The organism is Achromobacter xylosoxidans (genome assembly GCF_014490035.1).
In the GTDB taxonomy this organism is placed as follows: domain Bacteria; phylum Pseudomonadota; class Gammaproteobacteria; order Burkholderiales; family Burkholderiaceae_B; genus Achromobacter; species Achromobacter bronchisepticus_A.
In genome coordinates this window covers 2387883-2400505 of sequence record NZ_CP061008.1, presented here as the reverse complement: position 1 = coordinate 2400505, position 12623 = coordinate 2387883, and the positions used below count along the sequence as shown (strand labels likewise).

Here is a 12623-nt window from a genome sequence, read left to right as displayed (position 1 = left end):
GGGGGCCACGCCCGCCTCCACTACAATGGCCCGCATTCTACGGCCTGGCGCGGCCTCCCCCCTGCCCGGCCGCTGCAGGAAATATAGATGTCCAAGCTGGATCCGCTTTTCTCCTCCGAACTGGCGCGCGCGCAAGCGCGCCGCGTGCGCCGCCGCCTGCGCACGGCCTCCGCCGCCGCTCCGGGACGCCTCGTCCTCGAGGGCGAGCCGGTCCTGAACTTCTCCAGCAACGATTACCTCGGCCTGTCGCGGCATCCGCTGCTGGTCGAGCGCTCGCGCGAATGGGCGGCCCGCCACGGCGCGGGCGCCCAGGCGTCGCGCCTGGTGACCGGCAATCTGGACCTGCACGAACAGGTGGAAGCCAAGCTGGCCCGGCTGAAAGGCACCGAGGCCGCGCTGCTGCTGGCCTCGGGCTGGCAGGCCAACGCCGCCGTACTGCCCGCCCTGCTGCGCGCGGCCGCCAGCCAGGGCGAGGTCGAGCTGTATGCCGACAAGCTCAACCACGCCAGCCTGCACCATGGTTGCCAGGCGGCGGGCGTGAAGCAGATCCGCTTCCGGCACAACGACCTGGCTCATCTGGAAAGCCTGCTGGCCGCCAAGGCGGAGAGCGCGGCCGGCCAGCCCGTGTCGCGATTCATCGTCACCGAAAGCGTGTTCAGCATGGACGGCGACCGGACCGACGTGGAACGGCTGGCAACCCTGGCCGACCGTTACCGCGCCTTCGTCTACCTGGACGAAGCGCACGCCACCGGCGTGCTGGGTCCGCGCGGCATGGGGCTGGCAGGGCTGGCGCCCGGCCGCATCGACCTGGCCATGGGCACGTTCAGCAAGGCGCTGGGCGGATTCGGCGCCTACGTCGCCGGTTCGCGCGCGCTGTGCGACTACCTGATCAACGCCTGCTCGGGCTTCATCTACACCACGGCGCTGCCGCCCGCGGTGCTGGGCGCCATGGACGCGGCGCTGGACCTGGTACCCACGCTGGACGCCGAACGCGCCCGCCTGGCGGCTGCGGGCGACAATCTGCGCGCCGCGCTGCGCGGCATGGGGCTGGACACGGGGGCTTCGTCCACCCAGATCGTGCCGGCCATCGTGGGCGACGAAGCCCGCGCCCTGGAACTGGCCTCGGGGCTGGAGCAGCGCGGCCTGCTGGCCGTGGCGATCCGCCCGCCCACCGTCCCCGCCGGCACCAGCCGCCTGCGCGTCACCCTGAGCGCGGCGCACCGCGATGTGGACGTGGCGCGCCTGATCGACGGTTTCGCCGCCGCGCTGGCGTGATGACCGCCGTCTCCATGCAAGCCGGCATGCCCCGCCCCACCCTGCTGTTCGTACACGGCTGGGCCTTCGACGCTTCGGTCTGGGCGCCGCTGCGCGCTGAACTCGAAGACTGGCCGCAAGCCGTCTTCGACGCGGGCTATTTCGGGCCGGCGCAGGAGCCGGTCTTGGCCGGCCCGGTGATCGCCATTGGCCATTCGCTGGGCCTGCTGCGCCTCTTGCGCGGACAGCCGCAAGACTGCCTCGGCCTGGTGTCGATCAACGGCTTCGCCCGCTTCGCGGCCGGCCCCGGCTTCGAGGCCGGCGTGGCGCCGCGTGTGCTGGAACGCATGTCCCGGCGCCTGTCCGCTGACCCTGCGGCGGTGCTGCGCGACTTCCGCCAGCGCTGCGGCGACGCGACCGATTTCGGCGACCCGCAACTTGCGCCGCTGACGCGCGACCTGGAAGTCCTGCGCGACGAAGACCGGCGCGAGGCCCTGGCGGCGCTGCCCGTGCCGCTGCTGGTCCTGGCTGGCGCCGACGACCCCATCGTGCCTCAGGCCATGACGCAGGCGGTCTTTGCCGGCGGGGCCGACGCGGAGATCCATATGCGGACACGCGGCGGCCACCTGCTGCCAGTGTCGGACGCGCCCTGGTGCGCGGAGCGCATCCGCGCCTTCATTGACGGCCTGGCGCGCGCCGCATGACGCAAGCCCCCCGCAACGCCGGCATCGGCGCGCGCTTTGGCGCCGCCGCACCCGCCTATGAAGACCACGCGTCCGTCCAGCGGCTGGCTGCCGAGCGGCTGGCCGGCGATATCGCCCTGCTGCCCCTGCCGCGCCGCCCCCGCATCCTGGAAATCGGTTGCGGCACCGGCCTGCTGACCCAGGCGCTGGCGCGCCGCATCGGTCCCGCCGACTGGACCGTCACCGACATCGCCCCCGGCATGCTCGCGGCCGCGCAGCGCGGCCCCTCACTGCCTGGCCGGGCTCGCTACCAATTGCTGGACGGCGAGCATCCCGCCGGACTCGAAGGCGGCTACGACCTGATCTGCTCCAGCCTGGCGGTGCAATGGTTCTCCGACCTGAACGCCGGGCTGGGCCGGCTGGCCGCGCTGCTCGCGCCGGGCGGCTGCCTGGCGGTGGCGACGCTGGCGGACGGCACCTTCCACGAATGGCAGGCCGCGCATGCCGCGGCGGGGCTTGCCCCCGCCACGCCGCGCTATCCGGCCGCCGCCGCCATCCATCCGGACAGGGGCAATCTGGCGGGTGGCGTGCGCAGCGAACGGCTGATACAAAATCATCCTGACGGGCTGCATTTCCTGCGCGCCCTGAAAGGCATAGGCGCCACCACGCCCGCCCCCGGACGCGCGCCACTGGGCGCAGCGCAACTGCGGCGGGTGCTGGCGGCGTTTGACGAACAAGGAGCCGGGGTGACCTATCACCTGGCCTACGGTATGTGGAAAAAATCAAACCAGTCCCCCGCCGGCGTCTTCGTGACCGGCACTGACACTGGCATCGGCAAGACCCTGGTGTCCGCGATCCTGGCGCGCGCCTGGAACGCCGACTATTGGAAGCCCGTGCAGACGGGCGTGGCCGAAGAACCCGGCGACACCGAAACCGTGGCGCAACTGGCCGGGCTGCCGCCCGAACGCCTGCACCTGCCGGCCTACGTGCTGCAGGCGCCGCTGTCGCCCTGGGCCGCGGCCACGCTGGAAGACGCCATCGTCGACGCCACCAGCATCGTCCCGCCGGCCACGCAGGCGCCGCTGGTGGTGGAAGGCGCGGGCGGCCTCTACGTGCCGATCGACGACACCCACATGATGATCGACTTGATTGCGCGGCTGGACATGCCGGTGGTGCTGGCCGCCCGCAGCGGACTGGGCACCATCAACCACACCCTGCTCAGCCTTGAGGCCCTCAAGCGCCGCGGCATTCCGGTGCTGGGCGTGATCATGAGCGGGCCGCTCTCGGCGGGCAACAAGGAAGCCATCGAACGCTTTGGCGATGTGCGCGTGCTGGCCGAGATTCCACCCTTGGCCAAGGTTGACGCGCAAACCGTCCAGGCGCTGGCCAGCGCCATTCCTCCGCTGGCGGAATGCCTGGAGGCGCTGGGCGGCGCGCCCGCGGTCGCCAGTTGAGATCCCGGCCCGGCCGCGGATGGCGTGATTTCCGGGGCCGTAGCCGTTACGCATTCGTACAAAATAAATTCCGCTGACGGCCACCCGTCCCCCATGCGGATAGGCACCGCCTTACCCCTTCCCGAGTCTGAAGATGGCGGCAAAAGTCTCATGCAAAGCATGAGCTTCCCCAGCGAAAGCTTGCCTCTTCTACATCTTTCGGCCACATCCGGATTCTCAAACCGGCGCTGTCGCGGCAGCCGCTGCCGCAGGCCCGTGCGTTGTTGACTACTAACGCAACACAACGATAATTTTCGCCACATTGGCAGTTCGATTCGCAGGTAGCTGGACGTGCAGGATTTCGTTCCTGGGTTTCCTTATTTGCAGGAGAACTGGCATGGTCACCAGAAGGCTGAACATTCCTGTTTTGGCCCCCAATCCCAACCGCAATTTCTTCGACGGCACCCGCCCCGGCCATGCCGTGCTGCGCCCGGCCGATCTGCTGGCCTTGCGGCTGGAGCTGCGCAACCTGACGGTCACGCCGGGCCAGCCGCCCCGCCTGAAGAAAGCTGGCGACGGCGCCGCCACGCTCATCGTCCACTTCCCGCCGCAGTCGATCAGCGAAGAGACGTTTTTCGAACGTCCGCCTCCCGACGTCTTCAAGCAGCCGCCGCCCCGTCCCACGCCGGACAAGCCGGAACCCGCAGGCGGCGTGGAAGATCCCACCGGTCCGCCGGTGCGCGCGCGCATCGCGGGCGAGTCGCGGCTGGCCTTTGCCGTTCCCGACGGCTTCGACGTGCCCTACACGCTGGAAGGCGTGCTGGCCGCGATGGAGTCGCTGCCGTTGACCGTGGCCGCCAATGCGCGCCCGCCCGGGCCCAGCGCGCCGCGCCTGAACCTGCGCGATCTGTTCGACACCCGCATCGACAAGCTCTCGCCGGTGCAACGCGCGGCGCTGTCGAGCTTCGCGCTGCGCAGCGCGCGCATCGCCACGCAGCAGAACGCGCCCGGGGCGCTGCTGCTGCGGCAGGCAGGCGGCGCGCCAGGCCTGCGCGCATTGCGCGTGGGCGGCGGCGCGCCGGTCCGTGAGGTTCAGCGCACCAGCGCCCTGATCGAAATCCTCAGGCGCGGCCCCAAGCCCGCGCTGCCCGCCGCGCAGCAGACGGCGATAGAACTGCCGTGGCGGCTGATCCTCAGCCCGCATGCGGACGAACGCTGGCGCCACGCCAAGGCGCCGGCGACTTCCGCCGCCACGCAGCACACCGAACTCTGGCATACCCAGTTGCTGGCCGCGCAGCCGGAGAACAGCGCGACGGCGCCGCAGGCGGACGATCCCAAGCCCACCGTGCGCGCCGTCTGGGCGCTGGGTGGCGAAGGCACCACCAAGCCGATGCAGGCGGCGTTCCCGGTGCCGGCGACGACCTATCTGCCGCAGCCGAATACCTCGCCCTTCCGCATGCCGATGGACGATTTCGACCGCTTCCAGATCGCGCACCTGTCTTCCAACTTTTCCGTCGCCAACTACACGCCGCAGCCGGTGGACGCCAAGCTGCTGATGCTGTCCGCGCTGGGCGCCTGGCTGGACTCGCGCGGCAACTGGGACGCGCCCGGGCTGTCGCTGGAAGAATGGACGCATCGCGGCGCCATGGGCCGCGATCATTACGTCCGCGTGGTCTACAAGGGCCTGCTGTTTCCCTTCGGCCATCGCGCCTCGCTGGTGAAGGTCAGCGAACGCAAGTTCCATACGGGCGCCCCGGCCGGCAACACCGCCTACCTGCGCCAGCGCATGTTCCTCATCGTGCGCCAGCGCGAACGCCAGTACGCCGACCCGCTGCTGCAGGCGCGCGACGACTCGGGGAACATGATCTTCCTGCACCGCCAGATGCCGTTCTCCAGCGTGCGCATCCTGACCACCGTCACGCCCAGCCTGGATGCACCCACCTCTCCGGACAGCGACATCGACGGCCTGGGGCAGGTGCTGTTCTGGCCGTGCATAGACAAAATCCCCTTCCGCTTCGCCTGTTCGGCCACCGACATCGACGGCCGCATCGTGCAGTTCGACCTGCCCATGATCTTCATGGACGGCGGCCATGCCTGCCCGCGCAAGATCAGCGGCCAATGGCTGACGCCCGACTACGTGAATGCCGAGCTTTTCGCGAAGCAAACGCGCAAGGCCTGGCGCGACGCCGAATCCGGCCGCCGCACGGCGCAGTTCAAGCAGCAACGCGTCACGTTCGCCTCCCCGCTCAAGCCGGGCGATACCGCGGCGCAAGCGGAGACGATCGAGTTCGACGGCCTGGTCGATCCTGGCAACACCCAGCTGCGCGCCTATAGCGACTCGCTGAACGGCCCCTTGTTCTATCCCGGCGTCAAGCGCGCCGAGATCCGCATTGCCGCGCTGGCTGAACTGACCGGCAGCGACAGCAACAACGTGCTGAGCTGGAACGACCACTACCTGCGGTTCGGATTCGACTCCGGCAACGTCGGCCAGGTCTTCGGCAACATAGACGCCGAGCCCGGCTACCGCGGCGACGCGGTGCTGAACTTTTCCGCGCAAGGCGACCGCGCGGGCGGCTTCGTCCAGCCGAATCTGCGCCCCACGGCGCTGTCGCGCATGGCAGGTCCGGTCAGCGGCAAGGTGGCGGACTTCGTCGCCGGCAAGATGAACGGCCCGGACATCTTCCCCAAGGTCATGTCCCCGGACCTGCCCTTTCCGCTGCTGTTCGGCTGCATACCGCTGGGCGACGTGATTGAAGCGGTGTCCAACGCCGCCGGCACGCCGGAGCAGGTGCCGCGCTTCGTATCGGAAGCCTGTTCCCAGTTGGAAAGCCTGGTCAACGAGATGGGCCGGCTCTATGGCCTGGTGGCGGACCTGGCGCAACAGCCGGGCCGCATCGCCGAGGCCGCGTTGCAGGTGCTGAACGACACGCTGGAGGACCTGCTCAGCCAGGCGCAGGCCTACGCGCAGAACCTGGTGCAGGACGCAAAGGCCCGCGTCAACGATCTGATCGCCGCGCTGGCAGCCGTGCGCGCGCAGGTCGCGCTGCTGGCCGGACTGTCCTTCGACGCCGCGCCCGCGCTGCCGGGACTGCCCGCCGTGCTCACCGCCGCGCGCGATGCCGCCCGGGCGTTGGGCACGGCGGCGGACGCGCAAGTGAACGGCGCGCACTTGCCGGATGGCCTGCGGCAATCGCTGCGCCAGACAGCCAACACCGCCCAGACGCTGCTGGATAGCGTCGGCGTCGTGCCGGCGCTGCTGGTGCAGGGCAAGGCGCTGTACGACGCGCTCGATGCGGTGGTGGGCCACCCCGACCAGCTGGACGAACTGTTTGCCGACGCCGCGACGCTCAGGACGCGCCTGCAGGCCATCACAAACGCGGTCGATCCTCTGTCCGTCACCATAGGCGGCGCGCGCCTGCTGGAAGGCGCGCCGCGCCAGATCGCGCAGACTGCGCTGCAGGCGGTCAAGCTGGCGGTGGACGCCGTGCTGGCCAGCGCGGAACTGCTGGAGCTGTTGACCGGCGATGAACTCACCATCCGCTTCGACTGGAACCCGGTGATCAAGAGCTGGTCGATCAAGCCGGGCGATCCGCCGCTGTTCCGCGTCAACGATGCGCGCGGCTTTCGCGTGGCGGTGGAGGCGCGCGTGCGCAAGAACGGGCAGAGCGCGCCCAAGATGTCGGTGGTCTGCTCTCTGAAGGACTTCGACCTGGTCCTGATCGCGCCTGCCAGCTTCATGGAGCTGAACTTCGAGAAGATCGAGTTCCGCATCGACACGGCCGCGAAGATGGACGTGGACGTGCTGCTGACCGACATCAAGTTCGTGGGCCCCTTGTCCTTCGTCGAAACGCTGCGCGACCTGATCCCGCTGGATGGATTCTCCGACCCGCCTTACCTGGATATCTCGGCCAAGGGCGTGGACGCAGGTTTCGACCTGGCGCTGCCAGCCGTCGCCATCGGCGTCTTCAACCTGTCCAACCTCAGCCTGGGCGCGGGCTTCACCGTGCCCTTCATCGGCCAACCGCTGGCCGTGCGCTTCAACTTCTGCACGCGCGAACAGCCCTTCAATCTGTCGGTGTGCATGTTCGGCGGCGGCGGCTTTTTCGGCATCACGCTGGATCCCAGCGGGATCCAGCTGATGGAAGCCGCCTTCGAGTTCGGCGCCAGCGTGTCGGTGAACCTGGGCGTGGCCTCCGGCGGCGTGCACGTCATGGCGGGCATTTATTTCCGCATGGAAAAGAACGCCTGCTCGCTGGCCGGCTACTTCCGCATGGGCGGCTGCGTCAGCGTGCTGGGCATCGTCAGCATTTCCATCGAGATCTACCTGGAACTGCGTTACGAGTTCGAAAGCGGCAAGTGCGCGGGGCGCGCCACCATCACCGTCGAGATCGAAGTCTTCATGTTCTCGATGAGCGTGTCGCTGTCGTGCGAACGCAAGTTCGCCGGGTCCAATGGCGACCCGGGTTTCCGCGACCTGATGGGGCCGCATCCCGACCTGCCGCTGGCGCAGGAGCTGGCGCAGATCGACGACGGCACCGAGTACGCCTGGCGCGAATACGCCGAAGCCTTTGCCTGAGGAACGTCCATGGCCAAGCAAACGATAGTCTGGACCGCGATCCCCAACGGCCGCGTACCCGCCGGCCCCGACGCCGGCCGGCTGCGCATCTCCATCGTGGCCTCGCCGCGCCTGACGCCGCAGGCCGTGAACGAGCAGCAGCTGCACGCGTTCGCCGACTGGGTCAACTGGCCGCGCACGCTGGAGCGGGTGCGCTTCGCGCTGAACACCGGCGCGGCGGAGATCGAGCTGGAGCCGCAGGCGCAAGCCGACGCGGCGCTGTGGGAACGGCTGCTGCCCAAGACCACGCCGGTCGCCGGTTTCGTGTTCCGCGACATGAGCAAAGTCAACCTGTTCTCGTACTCGGTGGCGGGCGTGCTGGGCCTGGCGCGCAAGCACTACGGCAGGCTGGCGGTGCAGGCCACCGGCACGCCGCCCACGCTGCTGCCCTGGCGCGACGCGCATCCGGGCCTGAAGGACATGCTGAGCGACTGCGGCACGCGCACGGCCTTCATCTCGCTGGGCGACCGGCGCGTCGAAATGCCGCTGCCCGGCTTCGACCGCTTCTTCGACGACGGCGGCGACGGCGCCGAGCGCGTGCTGCGCTCCCAGGTCTACGGCCCGCATAGCGTCTACGAAGGCCACGCTGCGGCGCCGGGCGTGAACGCCGAGGGCAATCCCCAGCCCGGGGCGAGCTTCCCGCTGCGCGCCCTGCCCACCCGCTGGAACGATGGCGGCCTCGCCGGCCCCGACCAGAACCTGATGAAGCTGTGGAACTCGCAGGCCGAGTACACCCTGTTCCAGGCCAACCGTTTCTACCGCCGCAACCCGCCCACGGCGCAACAACGCAGCATCCGCCGGCCTGACGGCGCAAACGTGCCCGCGCCGCCTGCGCAGCCGGAAATGGACTTCCACGCCATCGTGGCGTCCTACGGCGATTACCCGGCGCTGCTGCGCCAGCTCGGACTGGTCATCGACTGCCTGGTCCCGGCGAGTTCGGTCTTGGAACAGCAGTTGGCGGCGGCGCCCGCCGCGCAGGGCTATTTCTTCCTGACCCTGCGCTGGGAGGACGGCCACGACGCCGGTGATGACGCCTGCCCCGCCACCGCCTGGACGGGCGACGCGGAACGCTTCACCACGCGTCCCCGCAATCCCGCCGACCATGAACGCGGCATGCTGAAGCTGCGCCGCGCGGACGACAGCTGGAACCTGTACGAACCACGCACGCCGTTCGACGTCTACCAGGTCGACGCCGACGGCGCCGCGCTAAAAACCGTGGACTTCGTGCTCAGCGCCCAGAACCTGATCGCCAAGAGCCTGGCGCTGGGCGCCGACGGCGCGGTGACCTACACCACCGGCGACAAGCAGGGCGTGGCTGCGCTGCGCTCGGGCGGCCTGGGCGTGGCGCGGCGCGGCCGCGCCTGGGAGGTCGCGCAGAACGCCGCGGCCGCGGCCCTGAAGAACGCGGCGCTGTCGGGCGCGCCGGGCAGCATCGTGCTCTATGCCGAGGATCTGCTGCGCGGCTATCGCGTGGATGCGCAGCCGCAGGCGCCTGGCGATCCTCCGAAATGGCGCTCGTTGTGCCAGCGCGCCGGCACCTACCGCTGCACGGATGGCGGCGCGCCGTTGCAACTGCCTGACGACGAGGGCTATGTAAAAGGCGCCTCCACCAGCGGCGGCGAGGACCCGGACGACCAATACCTGCATGAATCGCTGTTCCGCTGGACCGGCTGGAGCCTGGTGGCTCCGCGGCCCGGGCGCACGCTGCGTGACCGCGTCGATCCGGACAGCGGTGTGCAAGGCGAGGCGCCGGAAGACGTGCAGGACACGGCCGCGGAAAAAGGCAACGGCCTGGCGGTCAGCTTCGCGGCGGCCAAGGGCAGCCTGCCGCGCCTGCGCTTCGGCATGCCGTACCGCTTCCGCGCGCGCCTGGTGGACCTGGCCGGCAACAGCCTGGCGCATGACGATCCCTCGCTGGAGCGCGACGACAACGCCACCCAGCCCGTCGTCTACTGGCGCTTCGAGCCGGTGGACCCGCCGGCGCTGGTGCAACGCGCCCGCCTGAGTGAAGGCGAGTCGCTGGAGCGCTTGGTGATTCGAAGCAATACCGGCATGGACCCGGCCACCTACCTCGACAGCCCCGATTTCAAGGCTGCCCGCCTGGAGGACGCCTCCAAGGACTACACGTATACCGCCATCAATGAACGCCACGTGGTGCCGCCCAAGGCTTCGCAGCTGCAATGCGAAACGCACGGCCTGTTCGACGCCATGATGGGCAGCCCCGCCGGCATCAAGCAGGCCTACGAGATCGCAGCCCGCGACGCCGGTACGCTCTACGACGAGGGGCCGGGCACGGACATAGAACTGGTGACGCCGCAGGTGCTGAAAGCGGTCGCCACCACCGAACAGGTGCCGCCGAAAGAACCCTCGGCCGAGCATCCCACCGGCGAGCGCCTGGCCGCCGGGCAATATGTCATCCACCGCGAAGCCCAGGTGCTCACGCCTTATCTGCCGGACCCGGCCGCGGGCGGCATCGCGCTGCGCGCCCAGCCCGGCCATGCCCTGCCCGGCGTCACGGGACCGAAGGTGCTGGGACCCAGCGCGGTAATCGCGCTGACGCCCGCGCAAGAGCTTGTGCTGCTGGTGGCGCATGCATCCAAGTGGCCGGACACGCTGGGCTTGCGCATCGTGCTGGAAGAGCGTCGCGCCACCCTGACCGACCCGCCCTGCTCGGAGGACTTCCTGGACGACGGCCTCCCCAGCTGGGACGAAGCCAAGCGGGTCCTGACCTTCTACCTGCCCAAAGGGCGCATTGCCCGGCTGCGCTATTCCAGCTTCGTGAATCCCGGCCTGGCCAACACCTTCGGCATCCCCGCCTGGGCGAACAGCGAAGGCGAGCGCGGCACGCTGCGCCTGTCTTCCGTACTGGGCGGCTGCTGGATGGTCACGCCGTACCGCTCGCTGGTGCTGGTCCATGCGACGCAGCAACCAATCTGCGAGCCGCTGCTGCTGATGGCAGAGGAACCGCAACGCGGACCTGGCGATGCCCACGCGGACCTGTACGCCCGCGTACGGCTGCACGGCCCCACCACCGGCAAGGTCGAGATCGAGGCCGATTGGCACGAATGGGTGGACGACCTGCAGAAGCCGCGCCCGGAACGCCAGGCCGGCCATGGCGTGCTGGCCGAGGTTCCCTTGTCGGAAAACTACGCGAACCTCTTCACCCTGAGCAACGCGGTGAAGGAACAACTGAACGCGGACGGCAAGCTGCGCGCGCGCGGCGACCGCCATGAATTCGGCGACACCCGATTCCGCCTCATCCGCTACCGTCTGCGCGCCGCCACGCGGTTCCGCGAATACCTGCCGCCCTCGCTGTACGCGCAGGCGGACAAGGTCACGCGGCTGGGGCCCGTTGCCGACGGCCCGCTGGTGGAAACGGGCGCGGACGATGACCCTGGCGCCCCGGTGCTCAGGCGCGACGGTACGGCACAGAACACCATCGTGCGCGCCAGCGCGCCGCCGGACGCCCCCGTCCTGACCTACGTGGTGCCGACCTTCCGCTGGGAGGAAACGGCGGGCGACGGCAAGCTGGACGTAACGCGGCTGGGCAACGGCCTGCGGGTCTGGCTGGAGCGGCCCTGGTTCTCCTCCGGCGACGGCGAGTTGCTGGGCGTGGTGATCGCGGGCGACGGCCAGAACTTCACCGACATCACCAACCCGCTGACGCCGCTGGTGACGCAATGGGGCCTGGATCCGTTGTGGGAAACGGCCCCGCCCAAGCACAAGGCACGCGTGTCGGACTTCTCGGCGCGCGTCACCGACGAGCAGGTCTATCTGCAGGAAATCCCGGCCAAGCTGGTGCATGTGGTCGGACACCGCGTGCGCTGGAGCGAGGAACGCGCGCGCTGGTATTGCGACATCGAGCTCGACCCCGGCCGGACCTACATGCCCTTCGTGCGCCTGGCGCTGGCCCGCTATCAGCCCAACGCCATCGGTTCGGCCAAGCTGTCGCGGGTGGTGCAGGCCGAGTTCTCCCAGGTGCTGCCGCGCCGCCGCGCCGTGTTCGAGCAGAAACGCGGCCGGCTGACGTTCAGCCTGCGCGGCGTGGTGCCCAAACACGGGCCGATGAAGTTCCCGCTGGACTCCGAGTACCTGAACATCTCCTTCATTCCCGGCATAGGCCAGACGGCCGAAAGCGGCCGCAACCGCGTCGAGCTGGTGCTGCAGACGCGCGACCCGGCACTGGACAGCGACCTGGCCTGGAGCGATGCCGCCGTACTGGCCTCGGGCCTGCTGGATCCGTCAGGACCGGCGCCCCAGCCGCCAGGCCCGATACCTGGCCCCATACTCATAGACCGCATGCGCGAACTGCCCATCCTGGAAACCGCCACGCCCACGACGCTCGCCGATCTCTCGCGCCTGGGCAACGTGGTCGTCGGCCCGGTGGTGCGTTTTCCGCCAGTGCTGGAAGGCCCCCTGCTGGGCGAGCTGCTGGATCCGGTCATCTGGTCCGCCAGCGTCACGCTGCCCGACCGCGGCGGCAAGCCTGCGCGCATCGCGGTGCGCGAATACGAACGCTACTACACCGACAACGCCGTGCCCGAACGGCGCGCCGGCGCCACGCAGCAGCGCCGCGTGGTGGAGGAAAGGCTGGTGTACTCGGCGTTCTTCGGGCTCTGACGCCAAGCGCCGCGCAGA

The 12623-nt window shown here is 69.6% G+C and carries 5 protein-coding genes; all 5 read left to right on the top strand.

Annotated elements, in window-relative coordinates:
• Positions 1-87 precede the first annotated feature (87 nt).
• The 5 genes from IAG39_RS11230 to IAG39_RS11210 all read left to right on the top strand — a co-directional run bounded on the left by IAG39_RS11230 (position 88) and on the right by IAG39_RS11210 (position 12605).
• Positions 88-1275 carry an aminotransferase class I/II-fold pyridoxal phosphate-dependent enzyme gene (locus tag IAG39_RS11230; protein ID WP_118932512.1) on the top strand — a complete coding sequence of 396 codons (1188 nt, stop codon included), beginning with the start codon at positions 88-90 and terminating at the stop codon, positions 1273-1275.
• 26 nt (positions 1276-1301) lie between these two features.
• Positions 1302-1958 carry an alpha/beta fold hydrolase gene (locus tag IAG39_RS11225; protein WP_223283362.1) on the top strand — a complete coding sequence of 219 codons (657 nt, stop codon included), beginning with the start codon at positions 1302-1304 and terminating at the stop codon, positions 1956-1958.
• Positions 1955-3391 carry a dethiobiotin synthase gene (gene bioD, locus IAG39_RS11220; RefSeq protein WP_118932514.1) on the top strand — a complete coding sequence of 479 codons (1437 nt, stop codon included), beginning with the start codon at positions 1955-1957 and terminating at the stop codon, positions 3389-3391. Before IAG39_RS11225 ends, bioD begins: the two co-directional genes overlap by 4 nt.
• Positions 3392-3767: 376 nt before the next feature.
• A complete protein-coding gene (locus tag IAG39_RS11215; protein ID WP_118932515.1) occupies positions 3768-7946 on the top strand; it encodes a hypothetical protein in 4179 nt (1392 codons plus the stop codon).
• A gap of 9 nt (positions 7947-7955) precedes the next feature.
• Positions 7956-12605 (top strand): hypothetical protein, encoded by a 4650-nt coding sequence (locus tag IAG39_RS11210; RefSeq protein ID WP_118932516.1) that lies wholly within the window; start codon positions 7956-7958, stop codon positions 12603-12605.
• Positions 12606-12623 lie beyond the last annotated feature (18 nt).